Annotated in this window: 22 protein-coding genes; 18 read left to right on the top strand and 4 right to left on the bottom strand. The window is 33.1% G+C overall.

Features of this window, described 5'->3' with window-relative positions; translation table 11 throughout:
* The 5 genes from LQ677_RS08600 (at window position 1) to LQ677_RS08580 (ending at window position 5,793) form a co-directional block, all read left to right on the top strand.
* Window positions 1-1,593: an ABC transporter permease gene (locus LQ677_RS08600; RefSeq protein WP_191836119.1), complete on the top strand. Its 1,593-nt coding sequence runs from the start codon at window positions 1-3 to the stop codon at window positions 1,591-1,593.
* Window positions 1,594-1,609: 16 nt separating this feature from the next.
* On the top strand, window positions 1,610-2,197 hold the full coding sequence (locus tag LQ677_RS08595) for a helix-hairpin-helix domain-containing protein (protein WP_191836118.1): 588 nt from the start codon (window positions 1,610-1,612) through the stop codon (window positions 2,195-2,197).
* An 80-nt stretch (window positions 2,198-2,277) separates the two neighbouring features.
* Window positions 2,278-2,634: a zinc ribbon domain-containing protein YjdM gene (locus LQ677_RS08590; RefSeq protein ID WP_126477344.1), complete on the top strand. Its 357-nt coding sequence runs from the start codon at window positions 2,278-2,280 to the stop codon at window positions 2,632-2,634.
* A gap of 221 nt (window positions 2,635-2,855) precedes the next feature.
* A complete protein-coding gene (nagE, locus tag LQ677_RS08585) occupies window positions 2,856-4,346 on the top strand; it encodes an N-acetylglucosamine-specific PTS transporter subunit IIBC (RefSeq protein ID WP_191836117.1) in 1,491 nt (496 codons plus the stop codon).
* Window positions 4,347-4,527: 181 nt separating this feature from the next.
* Window positions 4,528-5,793 carry a Gfo/Idh/MocA family oxidoreductase gene (locus LQ677_RS08580; RefSeq protein ID WP_126477342.1) on the top strand — a complete coding sequence of 422 codons (1,266 nt, stop codon included), beginning with the start codon at window positions 4,528-4,530 and terminating at the stop codon, window positions 5,791-5,793.
* Window positions 5,794-6,224: 431 nt separating this feature from the next.
* Here LQ677_RS08580 and LQ677_RS08575 read toward each other — a convergent pair whose 3' ends face one another.
* The gene (locus tag LQ677_RS08575; protein ID WP_185805808.1) at window positions 6,225-6,980 is read right to left on the bottom strand and encodes a DeoR/GlpR family DNA-binding transcription regulator; all 756 of its coding nucleotides are present in this window, start codon (window positions 6,978-6,980) and stop codon (window positions 6,225-6,227) included.
* 206 nt (window positions 6,981-7,186) lie between these two features.
* Here LQ677_RS08575 and LQ677_RS08570 point away from each other — a divergent pair, with 206 nt between their 5' ends.
* Genes LQ677_RS08570 through LQ677_RS08525 form a run of 10 tightly spaced genes read left to right on the top strand, consistent with a single transcriptional unit; the run spans window position 7,187 to window position 18,261 of the window.
* The gene (locus tag LQ677_RS08570; protein ID WP_037590346.1) at window positions 7,187-8,641 is read left to right on the top strand and encodes a CoA-acylating methylmalonate-semialdehyde dehydrogenase; all 1,455 of its coding nucleotides are present in this window, start codon (window positions 7,187-7,189) and stop codon (window positions 8,639-8,641) included.
* A gap of 16 nt (window positions 8,642-8,657) precedes the next feature.
* Complete coding sequence (gene iolB, locus LQ677_RS08565; protein WP_037590347.1) at window positions 8,658-9,476, top strand: 5-deoxy-glucuronate isomerase; 819 nt, start codon at window positions 8,658-8,660, stop codon at window positions 9,474-9,476.
* 13 nt (window positions 9,477-9,489) lie between these two features.
* On the top strand, window positions 9,490-10,449 hold the full coding sequence (gene iolC / locus LQ677_RS08560) for a 5-dehydro-2-deoxygluconokinase (RefSeq protein ID WP_084755318.1): 960 nt from the start codon (window positions 9,490-9,492) through the stop codon (window positions 10,447-10,449).
* 13 nt (window positions 10,450-10,462) lie between these two features.
* On the top strand, window positions 10,463-12,376 hold the full coding sequence (iolD, locus tag LQ677_RS08555; protein WP_159316166.1) for a 3D-(3,5/4)-trihydroxycyclohexane-1,2-dione acylhydrolase (decyclizing): 1,914 nt from the start codon (window positions 10,463-10,465) through the stop codon (window positions 12,374-12,376).
* Between the two features lie 16 nt (window positions 12,377-12,392).
* Entirely contained in the window at window positions 12,393-13,412 is a 1,020-nt protein-coding gene (locus LQ677_RS08550; protein ID WP_037590350.1) for a Gfo/Idh/MocA family protein, read from the top strand.
* 10 nt (window positions 13,413-13,422) lie between these two features.
* Window positions 13,423-14,307 (top strand): myo-inosose-2 dehydratase, encoded by an 885-nt coding sequence (iolE, locus tag LQ677_RS08545; RefSeq protein WP_037590351.1) that lies wholly within the window; start codon window positions 13,423-13,425, stop codon window positions 14,305-14,307.
* Between the two features lie 54 nt (window positions 14,308-14,361).
* On the top strand, window positions 14,362-15,951 hold the full coding sequence (locus LQ677_RS08540; RefSeq protein ID WP_037590352.1) for a solute:sodium symporter family transporter: 1,590 nt from the start codon (window positions 14,362-14,364) through the stop codon (window positions 15,949-15,951).
* A gap of 13 nt (window positions 15,952-15,964) precedes the next feature.
* Window positions 15,965-16,984 carry an inositol 2-dehydrogenase gene (iolG, locus tag LQ677_RS08535; protein WP_239748306.1) on the top strand — a complete coding sequence of 340 codons (1,020 nt, stop codon included), beginning with the start codon at window positions 15,965-15,967 and terminating at the stop codon, window positions 16,982-16,984.
* A gap of 24 nt (window positions 16,985-17,008) precedes the next feature.
* A complete protein-coding gene (gene fba / locus LQ677_RS08530; protein ID WP_037590354.1) occupies window positions 17,009-17,848 on the top strand; it encodes a class II fructose-1,6-bisphosphate aldolase in 840 nt (279 codons plus the stop codon).
* Window positions 17,849-17,871: 23 nt separating this feature from the next.
* Window positions 17,872-18,261, top strand: coding sequence for a tautomerase family protein (locus LQ677_RS08525; protein WP_191836115.1), 390 nt, complete (start codon window positions 17,872-17,874; stop codon window positions 18,259-18,261).
* Window positions 18,262-18,833: 572 nt separating this feature from the next.
* Here LQ677_RS08525 and LQ677_RS08520 read toward each other — a convergent pair.
* A complete protein-coding gene (locus LQ677_RS08520) occupies window positions 18,834-19,445 on the bottom strand; it encodes a LysE/ArgO family amino acid transporter (protein ID WP_107576715.1) in 612 nt (203 codons plus the stop codon).
* A gap of 96 nt (window positions 19,446-19,541) precedes the next feature.
* Here LQ677_RS08520 and LQ677_RS08515 point away from each other — a divergent pair, with 96 nt between their 5' ends.
* The gene (locus tag LQ677_RS08515; protein WP_239748305.1) at window positions 19,542-20,981 is read left to right on the top strand and encodes an aminotransferase-like domain-containing protein; all 1,440 of its coding nucleotides are present in this window, start codon (window positions 19,542-19,544) and stop codon (window positions 20,979-20,981) included.
* A gap of 22 nt (window positions 20,982-21,003) precedes the next feature.
* Here the strand turns inward: LQ677_RS08515 and LQ677_RS08510 are convergent, their stop codons facing one another.
* Together LQ677_RS08510 and LQ677_RS08505 are read right to left on the bottom strand one after the other, a co-directional pair.
* A complete protein-coding gene (locus tag LQ677_RS08510; protein ID WP_191836113.1) occupies window positions 21,004-21,960 on the bottom strand; it encodes a 2-hydroxyacid dehydrogenase family protein in 957 nt (318 codons plus the stop codon).
* Between the two features lie 48 nt (window positions 21,961-22,008).
* Entirely contained in the window at window positions 22,009-22,758 is a 750-nt protein-coding gene (locus LQ677_RS08505; RefSeq protein ID WP_037590359.1) for a MurR/RpiR family transcriptional regulator, read from the bottom strand.
* 150 nt (window positions 22,759-22,908) lie between these two features.
* Here LQ677_RS08505 and LQ677_RS08500 point away from each other — a divergent pair, with 150 nt between their 5' ends.
* Together LQ677_RS08500 and LQ677_RS08495 are read left to right on the top strand one after the other, a co-directional pair.
* Window positions 22,909-24,486, top strand: a complete 1,578-nt coding sequence (locus tag LQ677_RS08500) for an alpha-glucoside-specific PTS transporter subunit IIBC (RefSeq protein ID WP_037590360.1) — start codon at window positions 22,909-22,911, stop codon at window positions 24,484-24,486.
* A 20-nt stretch (window positions 24,487-24,506) separates the two neighbouring features.
* Window positions 24,507-25,832, top strand: coding sequence for a 6-phospho-alpha-glucosidase (locus LQ677_RS08495; protein ID WP_239748304.1), 1,326 nt, complete (start codon window positions 24,507-24,509; stop codon window positions 25,830-25,832).
* Window positions 25,833-26,012: the final 180 nt, after the last annotated feature.

The raw sequence follows: 26,012 nt of genomic DNA, 5'->3' as shown, positions 1-26,012 counted from the left end.
ATGAATAATCTCTTTAGCGGTGTTGGACAATTGACGTTATTTTACCTCAAGACTCATAAATGGAAAATGGTGTTTTGGATATTAGGTATTGTCGTTTTAACAGTTATCATACCACCAACATTTAAAAGTATGTATCCACACCAATCAGATATGCAACCAATTGTTGAAACTTCTAAAAATCCTGCAATGAAAGCAATGTTAGGACCAGGACAATTTGAACACGTATCAGTTGGCGTGTTATTTACACATGAGATGTTACTATTTACAGGTATTCTCGTTGCAATAATGAGTATTTTACTTGTTTCAAAAAGTACAAGAGGAGATGAATCTGCAGGTCGAATTGAAATGATTCGAGCATTGCCAGTTGGAAAAGTATCACCTCTCGTAAGTGCACTTATTGAGATGATAATTGTGAATATCATGATAACCATTTTGATTATGGTGATATTACCTTTAATGAATATTGATAGTGTGGATTGGCAAGGTTCAATTGTTTATGCAGTTTCATTAGGGGCAATTGGTATTCTATTTGGTATGATGACAGCTATATTCGCACAGTTAACTGAAACAAGTAGTAGTGTTACAGGCTATAGTATTACAGTATTGCTCTTAAGTTATTTAGTGAGAGCGGTTGGTGATGTCATAAATGAAGATATTTCTATGGTTTCACCTCTAGGATGGATTACAAGAACGTTTGCTTATTCTGAAAATAATTGGTGGCCAATCGTCATAACTTTGATAACGGCTATTATATTCTTAATGATAGCGATGATACTTTATTTCAGAAGAGATATAGAGTCTGGCTTACTGCCTTCTAAACCAGGTAAAAGAACAGCACATAAAATATGGCTATCTCCACTCGGTTTACAGCTTAAATTGTATAAAGTAGGGCTTATTTCCTGGGCAATAGGGATGTTTGTATTTGGCGCTTCGTATGGATCAATATTTGGTGAGTTAGACGATTTTATCAAAGATAATGAAATGTTGCAGCAAATGGTAGCTGGTAAAGGTGATCATTATATAGAAGCATTCTTACCTACTTTAATGATTATAATGGCTATCGTATCAACAATACCTGCACTATTAAGTTTATACAAAATAAAAAACGAAATAGATACTCATCGAATAGAACTTATAATGTCTCGACCTATTTCAAGAATTAAATTGTTGAGTAGTTATTTAGTTGTTTCATTATTTAATGCTATTCTTATGATTTTTATAGCTGCATTCGGTTTGTATATTGCCCAAGCATCTGTGTTAGATGATCCATTTAGTTTTTGGACAATTATAAAGGCAGGGATTGTGCATATACCAGCGATTATATCTTTCGTAGCACTCGGTGTTGTACTTTTAGGATGGTTTAATAAAGGACACTTTATCGTTTATTTATATTTAACTTATACATTTTTCGTGGTTTACTTAGGACAATTGTTAAATATTAAAGACTGGTTAAAAGATATAACGCCATTTCATCATATTCCTCAAATACCTGTTGAAGATATGAATTATTCGGGTATAAGTATATTAATCATAATATCTATAGTGCTCATCATGATTGGATTTATAGGGTTTAAACGAAAAGACATTTCATAAAGGGAGCTGTGTTCGGATGACAAATTTGCCGAAAATAGGGAAACCAGCAACAAATGCTTTGAATACGATCAATGTTACGACGTTAGAACAGGTTGCTCAATTAGATGAACATAATTTAGCGAAACTTCATGGTATGGGACCAAAAGCAATAGGCATTTTGAAAGAAGCATTATCAGATCAAGGGTTATCATTTAGTCAATTAGATAAGGAATTAAAAAATGTGAAATTCACTGTACTGGGAGATTTAAAATGTGATAATGCACCAAAAAGAAGAATTATACGAGATATTGTGATTGCTTCAATAGTTGGTGACGAAAAGTATCTCACTGAATGGCTAACAGATGATTTAGTATGGAATGTACCTGGTTCTTTTGAACTAATAGGTAGAAAAGCATTTTTAGAAGAAATAAATGAACACTTGCAAAAAGTATCTAGCCTTGAAATTAAATCAATGCTTACGCACGGTAAAGAAGGTTCTACACATGGCACAATTATATTGAATTCTGGTGAAGAAATTTATTTTGCTGAAATGTATAAATTTGAAAATCATAAAAAAGACGCTAAAGTGAAAGAGATTACGTCATATATCATCATGAAACCTTAAATTTATGAAAAATCCAATACCAGTATTTATGAAAATGTGATAAATTATAGAGGTTATTATAAACTTTCGGAGGTTGAAAGATGGAAGCAACATTACCAAATTGCCCTAAATGTGATTCAGAATATACTTACGAGGACGGACAATTTTATATTTGTCCAATGTGTAATCATGAATGGTCTATAAACGACGAAGATGCATCAAATGAAGAAATCACAGTTATTAAAGATGTAAATGGTGTTGAATTAAATGATGGAGATACTGTAACGGTCATTAAAGATTTAAAAGTAAAAGGATCATCTAATTCTATTAAACAAGGTACTAAAGTTAAAGGTATCAAATTAGTAGACCCAGAAGATGGTCATGACATTGATTGTAAAATACCTGGCTTTGGACAAATCGGATTGAAGTCATCAGTTGTTAAAAAAGTGAATAAATAAGCGTATAAGAGTCTGAAACATTGAAATTGTTGCAGGCTCTTAATTTTTTAGAAAGTATGTTGATATAAATATTAACGAAATGCTTATTATTTTTTGTTAAAAATAATTAATTGATTATTTTAAGTTTTTGAAATATTAATTCGTTATATACATCAAATGTTTTTTGTGGTAAATATGTAATAGAGATTACGTTTCCAACAAATATATAAGGGGAGAAAAATATGAAGGCTTATATGCAAAAATTTGCACAGTCTCTAATGCTACCTATTTCCATTTTACCGGTAGCTGGGTTACTTTTAGGTATCGCATCTTTTATTGATTCAGGTGCAATTAACGGGGAAGGAAATAGCGTTGCGAACTTTTTAGCAAATGGTGGTTTAGCCGTTATTAATAATTTACCAATACTATTTGCGGTAGGGTTAGCATTCGGTATGTCTAAAGATAAAAATGGAGCAGCTGCACTTAGTGGACTTGTATCATTTTTAGTGGTTACACAAGTACTAAAGCCAGAAGCAATGGCGAAAGTATTGCATATTGCTGAGGATAAAGTTGATATCGCATTTACGGGTATTAGTAATGTATTTATCGGGATTATTTGTGGTCTAGTTACAGCTGCAATTTACAATAGATTTAAAGATACGAAATTACCAACAGCGTTTGCTTTCTTTAGTGGTAAACGTCTTGTGCCGATATTATCAGCGGCGGCAATGTTAGTGATTTCTATCGCGCTTATGTTTATTTGGCCACCAGTATATAATGGATTAGTGTCATTTGGGGAAATGATTTCTAAACTTGGACCTCTTGGGGCAGGGTTATACGGATTCTTTAACCGTTTATTATTACCATTTGGATTGCATCACGCATTAAACCAAGTATTCTGGTTTGATATTGCGGGTATTAATGATATTGCAAACTTCTGGTCTAGTAAGGGTGAAGCGGGTATAACAGGTCGTTATCAAGCAGGCTTATTCCCAATTATGATGTTTGGATTACCAGCTGCAGCATTAGCGATTTGGAAAAATGCTGAAAAGCGTAATAGAAAAGTAGTAGGTTCTTTAATGGTTACAGCAGCGATCGCTTCATTCGTAACTGGTATCACAGAACCATTAGAATTCTCATTCTTAGTAGCAGCACCGATGTTATTTGGAATTCATGCGTTATTAACAGGTATTTCATTATTTATAGCAGCAACATTCCATTGGACTGCAGGATTTACATTTAGTGCAGGATTAATAGATTATTTATTAAGTTTAAGTATTCCAATTGCGAATAAGCCATTAATGTTACTTGTCCTTGGTTTGATTATGGGTGTCGTATACTTCGTTGTATTTGATTTTGCGATTCGTACATTTAATCTTAAGACACCAGGTAGAGATGGCTTAATGGAAGAAGCGGCAAAGCAAGATCCTAGTCTTGAAGAAGATGAAGCGGGTACTTCAACAAACAATAGTGGTGTGAAAGTATCTAATAAGACAAAGCTTATATATGAAGCAATTGGTGGTAATGATAATATAGAAGTTATCGATCACTGTGCAACAAGATTACGTCTAACATTAAAAGATACAAGTGTTGTTGATCAAGATAAAATCAAACAATCTGGCGCATTAGGAAACAAAGTAATTAGTGATAAAAATATCCAAATTATTATTGGAACTGATGTACAATTTACAGCAGATGAATTGATGCAAATGCAACAAAATCAAGGTCAGTAATTGAATATATCAATACTTAGACAGTAGACATTCATTTTTATAATTTGAATGCCTACTGTTTTTTTATTTATAATAATAACAATTTTGAACAAATATGAACAAAAAAATAATGATAAATGTGTGATTTTTTACTTTTATAGTAGTAATATGAAACTATTGAATGATAAAGGGGGACGATTCAATGGGTATAAAAAAAGCGATTTTGTTAGGTGCAGGTGACCGTGGGGGAAGAGTTTACGCGAATTTGATAAAATCTTTACCCCATAAAATTAAATTAATTGGGGTAGCAGAACCTGTTAAAGAAAGAAGAGAACGTGTAAGCAGTCACCATAATCTTGATGAACGATACGTACAAGAATCATGGAAAGCATTATTGGACTTAAAGCCAGAAGCTGATATAGCAATTATATGTACTCAAGATAAAGCCCATTTTGAACCAACGATGAAAGCATTAGATTTAGGATATCACGTGTTGCTTGAAAAGCCGATGTCTCCTAGTCCTGAAGAGTGCATTAAAATGGTAGAAAAAGCGAAAGAAATGGATAGAACATTAACGATTTGTCACGTATTAAGATATACACCATTCTGGAGCAGAATAAAATCTATCGTTCAAAATGGAGATATTGGTCAGATTGCATCTATCCAACTCAATGAAAATGTAGAATATATGCATATGTCGCATAGTTTTGTAAGGGGAAATTGGAAAAGTAAAGAACAGTCAAGTCCAATGATATTAGCTAAATCTTGCCATGATATGGATATTATCAGTTATATCATGGATCAAGATTGTAAAAGGATCAATTCCTTTGGTTCATTGATGTACTTTAATGAAGCTAACAAACCAGAAGGCGCACCATTAAGATGTTTAGACGGATGTCCAGCAGAAAATGAATGTCCATTTCACGCTGGAAGGTATTATTTAGGTATCGGTAGAGGATGGGCGATGAAATTTACAGAAGAAAATTCTAACGAAGCGATCATTGAAAGATTAAATCATACGGATTATGGAAAATGCGTCTTCCAATCAGATAATGACGTTGTCGATCACCAAGTTGTGAATATGGAATTTGAAAATGGCGCAACAGCAACATTTAGTATGAGCGCATTTACAAGAGAACAAACAAGAATAGTACAAATAATGGGAACAAAAGGGGAAATAAGAGGGAATATGGAAACAAATGAAATAAGTATTTTTGACTTTTTAACAAGAGAAGAAAAAGTCATTAAATTCCCAGAAGTGAGCAGTGGACATGGAGGCGGAGATGAAGGTATTATAAGAGATTTTATAGATGCAATTAATAGCTCAGATCAAAATGTATCTAAATCCATAGCAAGTAAATCCTTAATCAGTCACTTAATGGCATTCGCAGCAGAAGAATCAAGACTGAACCACGGGCAATCCATAAATATAGACGAATTCTATAATGAAATAGCCTTAACATCTTAATATAAGATAAATAAAGACGTGATACCGATAGAAATTAGTGTATCACGTCTTTTTTTGTGCGTGAACACGGGGCGCTAACGATCAAGAGTCGAAAACAAGATCGTTAGAAATTCTAACGCTCAAGAAAGTGAAACAAGATAGTTAGCGGTCAATAAATTTTAAAAAATGCGCAAAAACGAGGCGCTAACGCTCAAGAGTCGCAAACAAGATCGTTAGAAATTCTAACGCTCAAGAAAGTGAAACAAGATCGTTAGCGGGTAATAAATTTAAAAAAATGCGCGAAAACGAGGCGCTAACGATCAAGAGTTGAAAACAAGATAGTTAGCGGTCAATAAATTTTAAAAAATGCGCAAAAACGAGGCGCTAACGCTCAAGAGTTGAAAACAAGATCGTTAGTGCCCCACAAAATCCACGCGTGTTATATTTATTAACTAATATAGTACCTTAATATCATTTTCATCGCAGAACTGTTGTATTTCTTGAGGGAGTACTTTATTAGTAATTATTTTGTCTACGTCACTTAAATTGCAGTATGTTAGTAATGTTGAATGTCCTATCTTACTATTATCCGCTAAAACATAAGTTTCTCGTGCTTTTTTTGTAATAAGTTGTTTGATTAAATTTTCTTCCATCTCTGAATTAGATAGACCATTTGGAATATTAACACCAGTAGCTGCCATAAAGCATTTATTAATATTAAATTTATTCAATAAAATATTAGTATCTATTCCTATGAATGATCGTGTACGTGGTTTGTATTTTTCGCCAATGATAAATAAAGTTACATTTTCAAATTGTGAAGCTTTATTCATGATATCAAGACTGTTCGTAATAATTGTAAATGATAATTTTTTGTCGACATAATCTAATACATGTATTGTTGTTGTTCCTGTATCAATATAAATAATGTCGTTAGTTTCGATATGTGCAGCAGCTAATTGACCGATATGTTTTTTTGATTGATAATTCTCAACATTTCTTTTTTGATAATCAACCGCTTTATATTCATCCTCGATAACTTCAATACCACCATAAACTTTTTTAACTACATTCATATCTACTAAAAGGTTGATGTCACGCCTTATTGTATTAACAGATACATTAAATGTGTCCTTCAATTCATCAATTGAAGCTGTTTTGTTTTTTTTTATGAAAGATTCTATTTCATAAATTCGTTTAGATTTCATATACGATTCCCCCATTTCTTACAATATACCCAAAATTTGCTTATATAACAACTATAAAAAATATAAGTTACTCAAAATTTGACATATTCTACTCGTTATTATAATATTATCTCAACAAGTAACCAATAGTTAATCAATATATACTCATTTTTTTAAAAAGGTGATGAAAGCGGTTACTTTAATATTTATAACTGGAGGATATGTAAATGGTAGAAATCTTAAAGAATTACATTAATGGACAATGGCAAGCGTCGAAAAGTAAGGAAACAATAGATGTATACAATCCAGCTACTAAAGAAGTGATTGCTAAAGTACCTGTTTCAACTAGAGAAGAATTAGATGAAGCGGCAAAAATTGCACATGAAGCGTTTCAAGAATGGAAAGAAGTTGCTGTACCTAAACGTGCTCGACTTTTATTCAAACTTCAACAATTACTAACAGACAATAGAGAAGTATTAGCTGAAATTATTACAAAAGAAAATGGTAAGAATACGACAGAAGCTTTAGGTGAAGTACAAAGAGGTATTGAGAATGTTGAATTCGCTGCAGGTGCTCCTTCTTTAATGATGGGTGACTCACTTTCAAGTATCGCTACAAATATAGAAGGAACAAGCTATAGATATCCAGTAGGTGTTGTAGGTGGTATCACACCATTCAACTTCCCAATGATGGTGCCATGTTGGATGTTCCCGATGGCTATTTCGTTAGGTAATACGTTTGTGATTAAACCTTCTGAAAAGACACCATTACTTGTTAATAAACTTGCAGAGTTAATTGAAGAAGCAGGTTTTCCAAAAGGTGTATTCAATGTTGTACATGGTGCACATGATGTTGTGAATGGCATTTGTGAAAATGAACATATTAAAGCTGTATCATTCGTTGGTTCTAAACCAGTAGGTGAATATGTTTATAAAAAAGCAACTGAAAACTTAAAACGTGCGCAATGTTTAACAGGTGCTAAAAACCATACAATCATTTTAAATGATGCGAACATTGATGGCGCAGTTAAAGATGTAATTGGTGCAGCATTTGGATCAGCAGGTGAACGTTGTATGGCAGCAGCTGTAGTAGCTGTTCAAGAAGGTGTTTATGACGAATTTAAAGAAAAACTTGTACAAGCTTCTAAAGATATCGTTATCGGAAATGGCTTAGAAGATAATGTTTTCTTAGGTCCAGTTATTAGAGAAGAAAATGTTGAACGTACATTAAATTACGTTGATCAAGGTGTCGAAGAAGGTGCCAAACTCGTATTAGATGGTAGAGAAGACAACAACAAAGATGGTTTCTTCGTAAAACCGACTATTTTTGAAGATGTTACAACTGATATGAAATTATGGCAAGATGAAATATTCGCACCGGTGCTATCACTTGTTAAAGTAAAAGATCTAAAAGAAGGCATTCAATTAGCGAATCAATCTGAATTTGCGAACGGTGCATGTTTATTTACAGACAGTGCATCATCTATTAGATACTTCAGAGAGTATATTGATGCAGGTATGTTAGGTATTAATTTAGGTGTACCAGCACCAATGGCAATCTTCCCATTCTCAGGATGGAAATCATCATTCTATGGTTCATTACATGCAAACGGTAAAGATAGTATTGATTTCTACACACATCGTAAGGTCGTAACTGCAAGACATGGTAATCCACAATTTTAAGGAGTGAAAAATAGAGATGGCTCGATTATTAAATAAACCTGTACATCATCCATTAAGTGATGATGTACAAGTGATACATGATTTGAAACCTGAAGATATTGATTTAGCTTATATTGGTTTTAAAGTTTTAGACATAAAATCACAAGGTACTTACACAGAATCAACAGGTGATTTTGAACTATGTATTGTCGCTTTAACTGGCAATATTGATGTGTCAGATGGAGAAAGTTCTTATGAAGATTTAGGAACAAGAGATTCAGTATTTGAAAAAATACCAACAGACAGTATCTATATTTCTAAAAATCATGAAGTGACAATTAAAGCGAATAAAGATTCAAGAGTTGTACTTTGTTATTCACCAGCAGATGAAGAAAGAGCAACACAATTAATCCCAGCATCTGAGAACTCAGTAGAAGATAGAGGTAAATATTCAAATAAACGACATGTTCATAATATTTTACCTGATACACATACAGCGAGCGAAAAATTACTTGTCGTTGAAGTGTATACAGATCAAGGTAATTGGTCGAGCTATCCACCACATAAACATGACGTTGATAACTTACCAAATGAATCATTACTTGAAGAAACTTACTATCATGAAATGAATCCAAGTAAAGGTTTCGTCTTTCAACGTGTGTTTACAGACGACCTTTCATTAGATGAAACGATGACAGTAGAGAATAGTGATGTTGTTGTTGTGCCTAAAGGTTATCATCCAGTAGCTGTACCTGATGGTTACGATGGTTATTACTTAAATGTTATGGCAGGACCTAAAAAAGTTTGGAAATTTTATAATCAACCAGATCATGAATGGATTATTGATAGAGAATAAGGGGTGTACGTGAATGTCTAATAAAAAACAAATTATAGCAATAGGTCGTGCAGCAATAGATTTAAACTCAATAGAAATTAATAGACCAATGGAAGAAACAGAATCATTTCGCAAATATGTTGGTGGCTCACCAGCTAATATCATGATTGGTACGGCAAAGTTAGGATTAGATGTGGGTATGATTGCTAATGTATCAGATGATCAACATGGAAGATTTATTACGAATTACTTTGAAGAAGTAGGCGTTGATACTTCTCAAATACATGTAGATGAAGATGGACATAAAATTGGCTTAACGTTTACAGAAATTAAAAGTCCGAGTGAGTCTAGCATATTAATGTATAGAGAAGAAGTAGCAGATCTATATTTAGCACCTGAACATGTAGATGAATCATACGTTAAAAATTCGGAATATTTGCTTATTTCAGGAACTGCGTTAGCTAAATCTCCATCAAGAGAAGCAGTATTAAAAGCGCTGTTACTAGCGAAAAAACATAATGTACAAGTAATTTTTGAGTTGGATTATAGACCTTATAGTTGGAAAGACGAAGAAGAAACTTCTATTTACTATGAGTTAGTCGCTGAACAAGCTGATGTCGTAATTGGAACACGTGATGAATTTGATATGGTCGAAAGATATAAAGCATTATCAGACAAAGAAATTAGTGAACTATTATTTAAAGCTAATCCACATTTAGTTGTCATTAAACATGGTGTACAAGGTTCAAATGCGTTTGATAAAGAAGGCAATACTTATGAAGGTAAAGCATTTAAAGCGAATGTCGTTAAAACATTTGGAGCTGGCGATTCATACGCAGCCGCATTTATTTATGCATTGGTTAAAGGTAAGTCAGTTGAAGAAGCATTGAAATATGGTGCAGCTTCAGCAGCGATTGTTGTAAGTAGTCATAGTTCATCTGAAGCGATGCCTACAGTTGATAAAATAGAAAATTTAATTAAAGAACAATCTTAAGGTGGTATTAAACATGGTTAATACAGTGAAGTTAACAACTGGAGAAGCAATTGTTAGATTTTTGACGAAACAATATATTTCGATTGATGGAAAAGAGACAAGATTTGTTGAAGGTGTCATGAATATTTTTGGCCACGGTAATGTCCTTGGTTTAGGAGAAGGACTATCAAATTATCAAAAAGAATTAAAAATAATCCAAGGCAAAAATGAACAAGGTATGGCACATACAGCAATTGGTTTTAGTAAACAAAGTTTACGAAAAAAAGTATTTGCAGTGACAACATCTGTCGGTCCAGGTGCTGCTAACCTTGTAACGGCAGCAGGTACAGCCGCAGCAAATCATATACCAGTATTATTTTTACCAGGAGATACATTTGCAACTCGTCAACCAGATCCAGTATTACAACAGATTGAAAACCCTCAAAGTATTGGTATTACTACAAATGATGCGTTAAAACCAATTTCGAGATATTTTGATCGCATAACGAGACCTGAGCAAATCATGTCTGCCTTAATTCGTGCATTTGAGGTCATGACAAACCCTCAAACAGCGGGTCCTGTGACATTAGCATTGAGCCAAGATGTTCAGGGAGAGTCATACGATTTCCCAAAAACATTTTTTGAAAAGCGCGTACATTATGTTGATAGACTTCAACCTTCTAATAGATCAATAGATGTAGCAGTTGAACTATTGAAGACAGCTAAAAAACCACTATTAATTGTTGGTGGTGGTGCTAAGTATTCAGAAGCTCAAGATGCTATAAAAGCATTTATAGAAAAAACGAATATTCCTATTGCAGAAACTCAAGCAGGTAAATCAACAATAGAAGCCTCTCATCCATTGAATCTTGGTGGTCTTGGCGTTACAGGAAATTTAGCAGCCAATCTATATGCAAAAGAAGCTGATGTCATTATTGGTATTGGAACAAGGTATTCAGACTTTACAACTAGCTCAAAGACAGTAGCTAACTTTGATAATGCAAAATTTATAAACATTAATGTTAATAGAGTTGATGCTTATAAATTAGATGCGATACAAGTAGTTGGAGACGCAAAAATATCAATTAGTTTATTGGATAAAGCATTAAGTAAATGTCAATTTAATACATTAGATGAAGTAAATGATTTAAAAAATAAATGGTCAGAAGAAAGAGAAAGATTATCTCATGTAGATATTAATAAAAATGATTTTGAAGCTGAAATATCAGGTCATTTTAGTAAAGAAAAACTTAATCAATACATTGAAGCCTTAGAAACGGAATTACCACAAACAAATGCGGTTATTAAAGTTAATGAAACAATCGATAATGATGCAATAATCGTTGCCGCTGCTGGATCTTTACCAGGAGACTTAGAAAGATTGTGGGAGACCGATATATTTAATACTTACAATATGGAATATGGTTATTCTACGATGGGGTATGAAATTGCAGCTGCACTTGGTGCAAAAATAGCAAATCCCCAAAAAGAAGTATATGCATTAGTTGGTGATGGAAGTTTCTTGATGCTGCACACTGAATTACTAACTGCATTGCAATATAACTATAAAATTAACATTGTATTATTCGATAACAGTGGATTTGGTTGTATCAACAATTTACAAATGGGTAATGGTAGTGAAAGTTTTTGTACTGAATTTAATGATTATAACGGCAAAGTCATGAATGTAGATTATAAGAAAATTGCAGAAGGATATGGTGCTGTTTCATACAAGGTTAACAGTCTTCAAGCTTTAGAAGATGCAATTAAAGATGCTAAAAAAGAAACAAAATCTACATTAATAGAAATTAAGACTTTACCTAAAACAATGACTGACGGATATGAATCATTCTGGAATGTTGGTGTATCCGAACATAGTGAAAAATCAAATATAAATACATCATATCAAGAAAAGGTTCAAGCTATGAAAAAAGCAAAACAATATTAATAAGGAGATTCATAACATGACAAAAATAAAAATTGGTCAAGTTGGTTTAGGTAGATTAGGAAAAGTGCATGCAGAAAACATTGTTAATCATGTGAAAGGCGCAGAATTATTCGCTGTTGCAAGTGTTGTTGAGCAAGAATTAGCATACGCCAAAGATGAATTAGGTGTAAAAAATTGCTATACATCCTATTCAGAAATGATAGAAAACGATGAGCTAGATGCAGTTGTAATTGTTTCACCAAGTGGATTTCATGCAGTTCAAATTTCACAAGCATTAGATAAAGGTTTGCATGTCTTTTCAGAAAAACCTATTGGACTTGAGTTAGATAATATCAAACAAGTTGTTGAAAAAATAAATAGTCACTCAGACAAAGTGTTTCAGTTAGGTTTTATGCGTAGATTTGATGATTCTTACCAATTTGCTAAAGACGTTGTTCAGAATGGTGAACTAGGTAAAATTACAGCAATGAGATGTTATGGAATTGATCCTAGTGCAGGGTTAGATAGCTTTATTCAATTTGCGAAGAACAGTGCGAGTGGTGGCATATTTTTAGATATGTCGATTCATGATATTGATCTAGTACGCTGGTTCACAGGTTCAGAATTTAAAACTGTTTATTCACTAGGTAATAACATAGCAGCACCTGAATTAACAGAATGTGAAGAATTGGAAACAGGTGCATGTCTGGCAGAATTAGATGACGGTACAATCGCATACTTATTAGCAGGAAGAAATGCACAACATGGATACCATGTTGAAACAGAAATCATAGGAACTGAAGGCATGATAAGAATCGGAAATGCACCTGAGAAAAACTTAGTTACACTTTATGACAAAAACGGCGTCGTTAGACCGACTTCAGGTCATTTTCCTGAACGATTCAAACTAGCATTTATTAATGAAATTAATGCATTTATAGAATCTATCAATAACAATGTTCCTTCATCAATAACAGGTATTGATGGATTGAAAAGTACAGAGGTTGCAATTGCAATGCAAGAATCTTATGAAAAGAAAACAATCATTAAGTTGTGAGGTGAAGTAAATGACTAAAAATATTCGATACGCTTGTGCACCGATAGCTTGGACAAATGATGATATGCCAGAACTAGGGCGTGAAAATTCATTTGAGCAATGTATAAGTGAAATGGCACTCTCTGGGTATGAAGGTACAGAAATTGGTAACAAGTACCCGAAAGATCCTGAAGTTTTGAAATCATATTTGGAACCAAGAGGACTATCAGTCGCAAGTGCATGGTTAAGCTTATATTTAACTTCCGAACCATATGAAGTAACAGAAGAAGCATTTATAAAACATAGAGATTTTTTACATGCATTAGGCGCTAACGTTATTGTTGTGTCAGAACAAGGCAATAGTATTCAAGGAGATTTAACGAAAGCATTATTTAAAGAAAAACCTATATTCACCGAACAAGAATGGCAATTATTAATAGACGGATTAGAGAAGCTAGGACAATTAGCACATGAAAAAGATATGGAAATCGTATACCACCATCACATGGGTACAGGTGTACAAACGACAAAAGAAATAGATGAATTAATGGAAAGAACAAACAAAGATAATGTTTCTCTCTTATTTGATACAGGACACCTTGTCCTTTCTGGCGAAGATCCGATAGACATATTTGAAAGATATGAAGATAGGATAAAACATATTCATTTTAAAGATGTTCGACAAGATGTTAAAGAAGCTGTAGATAAAGAAAGTAGTTGCTTCTTGGATGGTGTAAAAAAAGGTATGTTCACAGTACCTGGAGATGGTGTAATAGATTTTAAACCTATCTTAGATTTAATTTATAAATCTGATTACAGTGGGTGGATTGTAGTTGAAGCTGAACAAGATCCAGCGATTGCAAATCCATTTATATATGCAAAAAAAGCAAAAGAATATATAGCACAATATCAATAAAATTTTAAACAAAATGGTATAGGAGTTAAGGGCTCCTAAAGGGAGAGAATTATCATGAGTATGTTTGCAGCAATTTCATTTGTTTTAGTTGTTATATGTGTCGGTGTATATGCTTACTTACGAAGTAGAAAGATTAATACTCAAGATTCAGATGGATTCTTTATGGGTGGTAGAAGTTTAACAGGTTTTACAATTGCTTCTACAATTATTATGACTAATTTATCTACAGAACAAATAGTTGGTCAAAATGGTCAAAGTTTCGTTGCAGGTATGGAAGTTATGGCATGGGAAGTAACATCATCAGTAGCCATTGTAATATTAGCACTTGTCTTTTTACCTAGATATTTTAGGTATGGTGTAGATACAATATCAGATTTTATTGAAATGAGATTTGATACTTTCACGAAACGACTCGTATCTTTATTATTCATATTTACTTATGTTGTTTCATTCTTACCAGTTGTCTTATATTCTGGTGCACTAGTGTTTAATAAAATTTTCAATGTAAGTGAAATGCTAAATATAAGCGATATGACTGCAGTTATTTTAATATCAACAGTAATAGGTATAGTAGGAATTATATACTTATTCATAGGTGGATTATCTTTAAGTGCACATAGTGATTCTATCTACGGTGTCGGTTTAATTATAGGTGGACTTGCTATACCAACTTTAGGTCTCATTATTTTTGGAGATGGAAACTTCTTACACGGGTTTGATAAAGTGGTTCAGAACACGCCGGAAAAACTCAATTCACTGGGTGCGATTGATTCTAAGATAGTACCATGGCCAACGTTGTTCTTTGGTATGTTCTTCAACAATTTATTCTTCTGGTGTACTAACCAAATGATTGTTCAAAAAGCACTTGCTGGTAAAAGTTTAAAAGAAGCACAAAAGGGTGCTATGTATGTAGGTACATTTAAAATTTTTGGTGCTTTATTCTTAGTATTTCCAGGTGTATTAGCATTCAATATGTTAGGAGACAAAGTTACAAATCCTGATAATGCTTATCCAATGCTAGTTAATGAAGTATTACCAGAATGGGCATATGGTCTATTTGGAGCAGTTATTTTTGGTGCTATTCTAAGTTCGTTTGTTGGATCTTTAAATAGTACAGCAACTTTGTTCTCTTTAGACTTTTATAAATCAATTATCAACAAAGAAGCTAGTAATAAACAAGTATCAAGAATTGGTAGATTGGTTACAGTATTAGTAGGTGTAATTGTTGTAATAATTGCACCAATGATTTCTCTGTTCCCACAAGGTTTATATGCAGTTGTACAAGAGTTTAATGGTATTTATAACATGCCACTTTTAGTACTTGTATTGGTAGGATTTTTTGTAAAACGTACATCACAGCTTGGCGCTAAAGTGATGTTTATTTTACACATTGTATTGTATGCGCTTTCAAAAGTTTTGATTACAGAAATACATTTCTTATATGTATTAAGTGTACTATTCTTTGTAGATTTACTTATAGTGATGTTATTCAATAAATGGAAACCATCTGATGAGTTTGATTTCAGTGTAAATTACGCAAAAGTAGATATCACACCATGGAAACATAGATATTTAGTAGGTGGTATTATCATATTTGTAGTTATTGGCACATACGTATTATTCTCACCACTCGGATTAGCATAGGAGGAAGAAAAATATGACACTAACATTCGGAGTAATTGGAGCAGGTAGAATTGGCCAATTACATATAAATTATTTAAGAACACATAAAGATGTAAATATTAAGTGGATTTCAGACTTATATTGCGACAAGATGGAAGATTGGATCAAAAAAGCAGGAATAGAAAATAAAACTAAGGATCATATGGATATTATTAATGATCCTGAGGTAGATGCAGTAGTAATATGTTCACCTACCGATACGCATGTAGATATCATTAAAGAAGCTAGTGCAAAAGGAAAGCACATCTTCTGCGAGAAACCGATTAGTTTGTCTATTGATGAAGCAAAAATTGCATTAGAAGCGGTAAAACAATCAAATGTGAAACTGCAAATGGGCTTTAATAGACGTTTTGATAAAAACTTCAAAGAGTTAAGAGATATTTTAAATAAAGGTGAACTTGGTAATATTCAAACATTAAGGATTACTTCAAGAGACCCAGAGCCACCACCAGTAGAATATATTAAACGCTCAGGTGGGCTTTTCATGGATATGATGATTCATGACTTTGATATGGCAAGATATTTAATGCAATCTGAAATAACAGAAGTGTATGCAACTGGTGGTGCACTTGTAAATCCTGAAATTGCTCAATATGATGATATCGATACAGCACTTGTAACACTTGAATTCGAAAATGGCTCAATGGCCATGATTGAAAACTGTAGAAGAAGTGTATATGGATATGATCAACGAGTTGAAGTATTGGGTGATAAAGGTGCAATTGATGTAGGTAATGAACAAACAACGACATTAAATTATCATAGAGCTGAAGGAATATCTAAAGACAATCCGCCATACTTCTTCTTAGAACGTTATAGTGACGCTTATAAAGTAGAAATGGATGGATTTATTGAAGCTATCTTAAATGACACTGAAGTAATTTGTTCAATAGAAGATGGCTATAAAGCTCAAGAAATTGCTGTGAAATGTAAAGAGTCGTTACTATCAAATGAACCTAAGTCGCTATTAAATAAACAATCAAAGACACTTTAAAAAAGGAAGGTGGAACGTTATAGAATGAATACATTTATACACAAAGCAAAGACAGAACATTATGCTATTCCACAAATTAATGTTAACGGATTAATATGGATTGAATGTATTTTAAAAGTTGCTGAGAAAACACGTTCCCCCATTATTTTAGGAACGACAGATAAAATTATAGACTTTTTAGGTGGGTATGATTTTATCTGTAAAACAATCAGAAATAAAATAGAGTCAATGAATATAACAGTACCAGTAATTATACATCTAGATCACGGTTTAACTGTTGAAGGGTGTAAGAAAGCAGTAGATGCTGGTTATGATTCTGTTATGTTTGATGGGTCTAAATTACCAATTGAAGAAAATATAGAACTTACCAAACAAGTAGTAGAATATGCACATAAAAATAACGTGATTGTAGAAGGTGAAGTTGGAGCAATTGGTGGAAACGAAGACGGTGTCATAGGAAATGTACAATATGCGAAGTTAGAAGATTGTATAAACTTAGCACAAAAAGCACATATAGATACATTGGCACCAGCACTCGGGTCAGTACATGGTAAATATAAAGGTGAACCTAATTTAGGATTTAAAGAAATGAAAGAAATTCAAGAAACAATTGATATACCTTTAGTATTACATGGTGCATCAGGTATATCAGACGAAGATTTAGTGAAAGCGATAAAATTAGGTCACGCAAAAATTAACTTTAATACAGAAATAAATATTGCGTGGAGTAATGAACTTAGAGAAGTATTAACTAATGATAAGAGTTTGTTTAATCCACAGCAAATCTTGAATCCAAGTAAAAAAGCAATCGAACGAACAGTTGAATCAATTATTTATAAATGCCAATCTAATGGCAAAGTATAATTAGACGATAAGTGGTGGATAATATGCCTTTAATGAAAATAGATATAATAAAAGGAAGAAAAAAGAGTGAAATCAAACAAATATTAGATATAGCATATGAAACAATGTTAACTGCATTTGATGCGCCAATAGGTGATAGATATCAAATAGTTACGCAACATGAAGATTATGAGATGGAAATATTAGATACTGGATTAGGTGTAGAGCGAACAGAGGGTGTTATAATTTTCACGATTATTACAAGACCAAGAACCCAACAACAAAAAGTACAGTTCTATAGAGAAGTTGTAAATGAGTTGCATGACAAATTAAATATAAGAAAAGAAGACGTTATGTTTAGTATAGTCGAGAATACAGATGAAGATTGGAGTTTCTTCAAAGGAGAAGCACAATTTTTGAATGGAACTTTATAAAAAGTTAAACATAATGATGAAATTCTACTTTTTTAATAAATGCTGACACTGATTAATAAATTAGTGCCAGCATTTATTTTGTTTAAACTAATCTAACGCTCAAGAATCGTAAACAAGATCGTTAGAAATTCTAACGCTCAAGAAAGTAAAACAAGATCTTTAGCGGTCAATAAATTTTAAAAAATGCGAGGAAACGAGGCGCTAATGATCAAGAGTCGAAAACAAGATCGTTAGAAATTCTAACGCTCAAGAAAGTGAAACAAGATCTTTAGCGGTCAATAAATTTTAAAAAATGCGCAAAAACGGGGCGCTAACGCTCAAGACTCGCAAACAAGATCGTTAGAAATTCTAACGCTCAAGAAAGTGAAACAAGATCGTTAGCGGTCAATAAATTTTAAAAAATGCGTGAAAACGGGGCGCTAACGCTCAAGACTCGCAAACAAGATCGTTAGAAATTCTAACGTTCAAGAAAACGAAACAAGATCGTTAGCGGTCAATAAATTTTAAAAATACGCGAAAATGAGCCCCACAACCCCCACCTTAAATCCCAACCAAAACATTTTTACCTCATTCTACATATTGATTATATTTTTAATAATGAGTGCTGCGACGAATAAGATGATGATGCTTGATACTCTATTTAAAATGATGATAAATTTACCTGATTTATCAAACATGCCGACTTGTTTACCTGCTATAGCAAGTCCGAAGAACCAGAACCAAGAGATAAAGATTGTTGCTACTGTAAATCCGACTTTTTCATACCCTGAATATAGTGATGCACTTGTACCGATAACACCGACTGTATCCATAATGGCATGTGGATTGAGCAATGATACAGATAGTGCAAAGCTGATTTGTTTTTTAGCTGATATTGCTAAGTCTGAACCATTGCTTGATGATTTTTCGTTCCATAACGTCCAAGCCATATACAATAGAAAAATTAATCCAACGATATATATGATTAATTGCAGTGATGGATAATGATTTAAGATGAGTGATACGCCAAACACTGCAAGTAATATGAGTAATGTGTCACATAGACCAGCTGTAATAACAACGGGTAAAGCTTTATTTAAGCTTTTATGATTTGCGCCTTGATTAAAAACAAATATATTTTGAGCACCTAATGGTAAAATTAAACCGAGTGCTAATAAAAGACCGTGGATGACTGCTTGAAACATTTGATTGAACCTCCTTTTTGTATAGTATAAAAGAAATAAGCTACAATGAAATCATCCAGAATTAAATTTATGCCCAACCAGATTGGAGTTACATTTATGGAAAAACCTATCTACCAAAAAATTATAGATGATATGTTAAGAGATATTAATAATGGTCAATTAGAAGTTGGTATGAAAATACCTTCGCAAAGAGCTTTAACACAAAAGTATGGTGTAAATAGATCAACAATTGTACATTTGATTGATATTTTGAAAAGTTATGGCGTGCTTGAAAGTAAGGAAAGAAAAGGGATATATGTTTCGAAAAATAAATGGAATGAGTATGTGAGTAATAATTTGAATTGGCAAGATTATATAGGTAATAGTATTAACCAGAACAATCAATATTATATTAGAGAAATTAATCGATGCGAATTTATACCTGACATGGTGAGATTAGGGACGGGTGAACTTTCGCCAGAATTAATACCTAATGATGCATTTCATGAAATCATTTCTAAAGATTTAAGTCGTCAATTGACTTCAAATTACGAAGCACCTAAAGGGAATATTCAGTTGAGACAACAAGTTAAAGAACTAGTTAAAAAAAGAGGTATTGAGTGTAGTGTAGAAGAAATTTGTATCACTTCTGGTGCATTACAAGGTTTGAAGTTGATAGCTGATGGATTATTAATCCCCAAATCAAAAATTATCGTTGAAACACCATCTTATATCAATTCAATTAGAACGTGGCACAAAATCCATTCCAAAATGATTCCATTATCAATTGATTATATAAGAAATAATATTCAGGCGATTTTTAAAGAAGATGAAGATTACAGTAATAGTATATTTTATTGTAATCCTACATTGCACAATCCTACATCACACACATATACATTGAAAGAAAAGGAACAAATCCTTGAACAGTGTAAAGCAAAGGGTATACCTGTTGTGGAAGATGATATTTATAGTGAGCTATGGTTTGAAGGTCCGATTCCTAAATCTATGAAAGAGCTTGATACAAGTCATAATGTGCTGTACTTAGGAAGTCTATCTAAAACAGTTAGTCCCGGCCTCAGAATAGGGTGGTTAATTGGTAACGAACGGGTCATTAATCATTTAGCAGATTTAAAAATGCAAAATGACTATGGTGCAAGTTCGATTTCTCAATTTATAGCTACTAAATGGTTAGCACATTACCATGAGACACATATTGAAGACATTAAATGTAATTTAAAAAGACGCAAAGATATGATGGAAGATGCTTTAACAGAATCTTTCTCAGATATTGGTAGATGGTCTAAAGTAGAAGGGTCTTTCTATATATGGTTCAAATTTAATGAAAGTATTGATTTAAAAAGGTTATTCCAACTGGCCATAGAGGAAGGGTTACTCATTCATCCAGGGGAGATATATTCAGAAAAAGAAAAGCATAGTTTAAGATTTTCTTATTCATATATTGATGAACATGATATAAAAGAAAGTATTTATAAATTAAGAACGATCATCGATAAAGAAAACTTGTTAAATAAAAGAAAATCCTCGGACTCTTAATATGAGTGCGAGGATCTTTTTATTATTTATTCACAATGTAGTCTGGTGTACCACCTTGTAGTTTCTTAATCGTATTATTTGCGACGATTCTTGCCATTTCATCACGTGCTTCAAATGTAGCATTTCCGATGTGCGGTGTTATCACGACATTGTCCATTGTTTTAAGTGCATCTGTAATTTCTGGTTCAAATTCAAATACATCTAATGCAGCACCTTCGATTGTTTTAGATTGTAGAGCTTCAACTAAAGCTTGTTCATCAACGATAGGTCCGCGAGATGCGTTAATAATATATGCTGTATCTTTCATTTTTTCAAAAGTATCTTTATTGAATAAATGATGTAAATCATCAGAGTAGGCAGCATTAATTGTAATGAAATCTGCTTGTTCTAACATCTCATCAAGACTGACGTAAGTAGCCCCTAATGAAGCTTCTTGTTCTGGCTTTCTATGTGGTCCAGTATAAAGGATGTTCATGTCAAAACCTTTGGCACGTCTAGCAACAGCAGAACCTATTTCACCAAGTCCAACTATGCCGATAGTCTTACCGGAGACTTCCCTACCTCTAAAGAATAATGGTGCCCAACCGTTGAATCCAGTTGTTCTACAAAGTTGATCGCCTTCAGCAATTCTTCTAGATACGGCAAGTAAAATGCCAATCGTTAAATCTGCTGTAGCATTTGTTGAGGCTTTTGGTGTATTTGTAACATCTATTCCTTTTTCTCTCGCATATTTAACGTCAATGTTATTGAAACCAGCACCATAATTTGCGATGATTTTTAAGTTTGGTGCTTGATCAATAATTTCTTTATCGATATTTGTAGATAGTGGACTAATAATTGCATCTACGTCTGTTACTTTTTGAAGTAAAGTATCTTTCGTAATTAATTGATCCCCTTCAAAGACTTCTACTTCAAAATGTTCTTGTAGCATTTCTAATCCTTCTGTTGGAATTTCTCCAGTTATGAATACTTTATTCATGATGTAACCTCCTATAGAACTTTTCATCGTTTATATGATAATTATACCCTAATGAGCAAGTTTCCATTCACTGAATTTACGTACGATGACTTCAAAAGCAATGTGATACGGTAAGAAGCTGGAATAAGAAGTTTGATTAAATAATTCTATCGGTGAACTATTAACATATATATTGTAGCTCGCATTCTGAGCTAAATAGTTATCCTTTAATGTTGTAATAGAAATATAACTAATATTTCGTGTATGCATAATTTCGACGTTCTCTCTTAAGTGTGATGTTTCGCCTGATAATGAAATGATGAAAATTAAATCATCTTTATTCATTTGATTCATAGCGATTTTAAGTTCATTCTCGTCGTTAATAACCATTACTCTTTTATTGATAGAAAGAAAGTGTCGTTGAGCATCACGTGCAACGTTTAATTGTGCGACACCTGTACCATATATGTAGATATAAGGCGCTTGATTGATTTGTTCGCTTATATAATCAAAGTCGATCATTTTTAAATGTTTCATAGTTTGTTGTAAATCTTGCTCTAAACTTTCAATGATATCTGTCGATGGTTTAGATGTTTGTCTATTTAATTTAATGTAAGCTTTAAAATCACTATAACCATCAAAGCCAAGTTTGCGAGCGAGTCGGTGAATAGAAGAAATTGAAGTGTGTGATATATCGGCGATTTCTTGTATTTTTAATCGATGAATCAAGTGAATATTTTGATTAATCATTTGTATGATATGTATATCGTTGTCATTAAGTTGTTGATAATGTTCATTAATCAGTTTATCCAAAATCATTATAATCCTCCATTCGAAGTGAAAAAATTTTCATGTTATGAAAATATAATCTAAGTTTACTATGTGATTTCTATTTACGTCAAACCTATTGGCAAATGTAAGCGCTTCCTATATTGTTGAGATAAATTGATGAGGAAAAGGGGTTAAAATATGAATGCAATTAAACGATTTGGTAGTGCCATGATTGTTCCGGTATTACTATTTGCATTTTTTGGTATTGTTGTAGGATTTGCAACATTATTTAAAAATCCAAATATTATGGGTTCAATAGCTGAAGATGGCACAATGTGGTTTAAAATTTGGAGTTTAATTGAAGCGGGTGGTTGGACAATATTCAACCATATGGAGCTAGCGTTTGTGATTGGACTTCCAATCTCACTTGCTAAAAAAGCTCAAGGTAGAGCAACACTAGCAGCTTTAATGATTTATTTAGTATTTAACAATTTTATTAATGCAATTTTAACCCTTTGGCCAAAGACGTTCGGTGTAGATTTATCAAAGGGTGTTGAAAATTTAACGGGTGTAAAAGAAATAGCTGGTATTCCAACATTAGACACAAGTATCATTGGTGCAATTTTCATATCAGCAATTGTCATTTGGATACATAATCGTTTCTATGATAAGAAATTACCTGAAATGGTTGGTATTTTCCAAGGTCTACCATACGTTGTTATCATTGGATTCTTTGTTATGATCCCAATCGCTTTTATCGTATGTGCGGTATGGCCAACAGTACAAGCAGGTATCGGTTCATTACAAGGTGTCATGTTGAAATCAGGATTTGTAGGGGTTTGGCTATTCCACTTCTTAGAAAGAATATTGATTCCTACAGGGTTACATCATTTCATATACACACCATTTGAATATGGACCTGCAGCGGTCAACGGTGGATTGAAACCTTATTGGATTCAACACTTAACAGAATTCTCAAATTCTGCTAAATCTCTTAAAGAACTTTATCCATATGGATTCTTGTTACAAGGTAACATTAAAATATTTGGTTGTTTAGGTATTGCGTTAGCGATGTACGCTTCAACACCGAAAGAGAACAAGAAAAAAGTATTAGCATTAGTATTACCAGCTGGATTAACAGCAATTTTCGCAGGAATTACAGAACCATTAGAGTTTACGTTCTTATTTATAGCACCATACTTATTCTTAATTCATGCATTATTAGGTGCGACAATGGTTACAATTATGTACCTATTTGGTGTAGTGGGTATTCAAGGTGGTGGTGCGATAGAAATCGCGGCTATTAACTGGATTCCATTATTCTCTAATCACGGTATGACTTACGTTGCACAATTTATCATTGGTATCATCTTTGTTGTCATTTACTTCTTTGTATTTAAGTTTATTATTGAGAAATTTAATGTACCATTACCTGGACGTGTGCCTGATGATGGAGAAGCTAAGCTTTATACGAAAGAAGATTATAAATCTAAGAAAGCAAGTGCTGATACACAAATGGATGACAATGCATCAGAATACGATACGAAAGCTATTTATTTCTTAGAAGGATTAGGTGGCAAAGACAATATTAAAGACGTTACAAATTGTGCGACACGATTAAGGGTAACGGTTAAAGATCCAAGTTTAGTAAAAGATAATGACTATTTCACACATAATCAAATGGCACATGGTGTAGCGAAAAGTGGTACAAATGTTCAAGTAATTGTGGGACTTAGTGTACCTCAAGTAAGAGATTCATTTGAAACGATGATATAAATATATGGAGGTCATAAATAATGAAGAAATTTAACATCACAATAGCAGGTGGCGGAAGTACATTTACGCCAGGTATTATATTAATGTTACTGGACCATTTAGAAGATTTTCCGATTGATACGATTAAACTATACGACAATGATGGTGATAGACAACAAACCATTGCGGATGCTTGTGAAATACTTCTTAGTGAAAGAGCGCCTGGTGTTAAGTTACAGGCGAGTACGGATCCTAAAACAGCTTTTGAAAATGTAGATTTCGTTATGGCACACATACGTGTTGGTAAATATGCGATGAGAGAACAAGATGAGAAGATTCCATTGAAACACGGTGTAGTTGGACAAGAAACGTGCGGACCTGGTGGGATATCTTATGGTATGCGTTCTATTACAGGCGTACTAGAAATTGTAGATTATATGGAACAATATTCACCAGATGCTTGGATGTTAAATTATTCAAATCCAGCAGCAATTGTAGCTGAAGCAACTCGAAAATTAAGACCTCACTCTAAAATTTTAAATATTTGTGATATGCCAATTGGAATTGAAGAACTGATGGCAACAAATATTGGGCTGAAATCTAGAAAAGAAATGGTCGTTAAATATTATGGTTTAAATCACTTCGGTTGGTGGACAGATATAAGAGATAAGTCAGGTAATGATTTAATGCCAAGTATCATTAAACACGTTGAACAATTTGGGTATTCGACAGATACGGGCAGTGATATTGAACAAGAAGCAAGTTGGAATGATACGTTCAAGAAAGCGCGTGATGTACAAGCACTTGATAAAGATACGTTACCTAACACATATTTAAAATATTACTTCTTCCCTGATTACGTTGTGGAACATTCAAACAAAGACTATACAAGAGCAAATGAAGTAATGGCAGGACGAGAAAAATTTGTGTTCGGCGAATGTCAAAAAATTATTGATCAAGGCACAGCTAAAGGAACGGAATTAACAATAGATGAACATGCATCTTATATTGTAGACTTAGCAAGAGCGATTGCGTTTAATACGAAAGAAAGAATGTTAATGATTGTTGAGAATAAAGGTGCCATTTCAAACTTTGAACCAACAGCGATGGTTGAAATTCCATGTTTAGTTGGTAGCGAAGGTCCAGAACCATTATCAGTTGGTGAAATCCCAAGATTCCAAAAAAGTTTAATGGAACAACAAGTAGGTGTTGAGAAATTAACAGTTGAAGCTTATGAAGAACAATCTTATCAAAAACTATGGCAAGCACTAACGTTATCTCGCACAGTTCCGAGTGCATCAGTAGCTAAAGATATACTAGATGACCTTATTGAAGCAAATAAAGAATACTGGCCAGAATTAAAGTAGTATTGAGAAATATATTTGTATTTATAAGCGTGCAAGGCTTACGAGTCTTGCGCGTTTTTCTTTATCTTGCATTCGTTTAAGAACAATCAAACGTATATCGACTTTCTTTAATCGCAAACTTTTAAATGATATAATTAGATGAAGTGATATATATTTTTTATTTAAAAATATAAGGGAGCA

Source organism: Mammaliicoccus sp. Q-M61 (assembly GCF_022386055.1).
Lineage (GTDB): Bacteria > Bacillota > Bacilli > Staphylococcales > Staphylococcaceae > Mammaliicoccus > Mammaliicoccus sciuri_A.
This window is presented reverse-complemented; position numbering and strand designations above follow the sequence as displayed.

What these genes read in the sequence shown, in the direction of transcription:
- LQ677_RS08600 (WP_191836119.1), top strand. Translation starts at nt 1, where the DNA reads ATGAATAATCTCTTTAGCGGTGTTGGACAATTGACGTTATTTTACCTC.
- LQ677_RS08595 (WP_191836118.1), top strand. Translation starts at nt 1,610, where the DNA reads ATGACAAATTTGCCGAAAATAGGGAAACCAGCAACAAATGCTTTGAAT.
- LQ677_RS08590 (WP_126477344.1), top strand. Translation starts at nt 2,278, where the DNA reads ATGGAAGCAACATTACCAAATTGCCCTAAATGTGATTCAGAATATACT.
- nagE (WP_191836117.1), top strand. Translation starts at nt 2,856, where the DNA reads ATGAAGGCTTATATGCAAAAATTTGCACAGTCTCTAATGCTACCTATT.
- LQ677_RS08580 (WP_126477342.1), top strand. Translation starts at nt 4,528, where the DNA reads ATGGGTATAAAAAAAGCGATTTTGTTAGGTGCAGGTGACCGTGGGGGA.
- LQ677_RS08575 (WP_185805808.1), bottom strand. Translation starts at nt 6,980, where the DNA reads ATGAAATCTAAACGAATTTATGAAATAGAATCTTTCATAAAAAAAAAC.
- LQ677_RS08570 (WP_037590346.1), top strand. Translation starts at nt 7,187, where the DNA reads ATGGTAGAAATCTTAAAGAATTACATTAATGGACAATGGCAAGCGTCG.
- iolB (WP_037590347.1), top strand. Translation starts at nt 8,658, where the DNA reads ATGGCTCGATTATTAAATAAACCTGTACATCATCCATTAAGTGATGAT.
- iolC (WP_084755318.1), top strand. Translation starts at nt 9,490, where the DNA reads ATGTCTAATAAAAAACAAATTATAGCAATAGGTCGTGCAGCAATAGAT.
- iolD (WP_159316166.1), top strand. Translation starts at nt 10,463, where the DNA reads ATGGTTAATACAGTGAAGTTAACAACTGGAGAAGCAATTGTTAGATTT.
- LQ677_RS08550 (WP_037590350.1), top strand. Translation starts at nt 12,393, where the DNA reads ATGACAAAAATAAAAATTGGTCAAGTTGGTTTAGGTAGATTAGGAAAA.
- iolE (WP_037590351.1), top strand. Translation starts at nt 13,423, where the DNA reads ATGACTAAAAATATTCGATACGCTTGTGCACCGATAGCTTGGACAAAT.
- LQ677_RS08540 (WP_037590352.1), top strand. Translation starts at nt 14,362, where the DNA reads ATGAGTATGTTTGCAGCAATTTCATTTGTTTTAGTTGTTATATGTGTC.
- iolG (WP_239748306.1), top strand. Translation starts at nt 15,965, where the DNA reads ATGACACTAACATTCGGAGTAATTGGAGCAGGTAGAATTGGCCAATTA.
- fba (WP_037590354.1), top strand. Translation starts at nt 17,009, where the DNA reads ATGAATACATTTATACACAAAGCAAAGACAGAACATTATGCTATTCCA.
- LQ677_RS08525 (WP_191836115.1), top strand. Translation starts at nt 17,872, where the DNA reads ATGCCTTTAATGAAAATAGATATAATAAAAGGAAGAAAAAAGAGTGAA.
- LQ677_RS08520 (WP_107576715.1), bottom strand. Translation starts at nt 19,445, where the DNA reads ATGTTTCAAGCAGTCATCCACGGTCTTTTATTAGCACTCGGTTTAATT.
- LQ677_RS08515 (WP_239748305.1), top strand. Translation starts at nt 19,542, where the DNA reads ATGGAAAAACCTATCTACCAAAAAATTATAGATGATATGTTAAGAGAT.
- LQ677_RS08510 (WP_191836113.1), bottom strand. Translation starts at nt 21,960, where the DNA reads ATGAATAAAGTATTCATAACTGGAGAAATTCCAACAGAAGGATTAGAA.
- LQ677_RS08505 (WP_037590359.1), bottom strand. Translation starts at nt 22,758, where the DNA reads ATGATTTTGGATAAACTGATTAATGAACATTATCAACAACTTAATGAC.
- LQ677_RS08500 (WP_037590360.1), top strand. Translation starts at nt 22,909, where the DNA reads ATGAATGCAATTAAACGATTTGGTAGTGCCATGATTGTTCCGGTATTA.
- LQ677_RS08495 (WP_239748304.1), top strand. Translation starts at nt 24,507, where the DNA reads ATGAAGAAATTTAACATCACAATAGCAGGTGGCGGAAGTACATTTACG.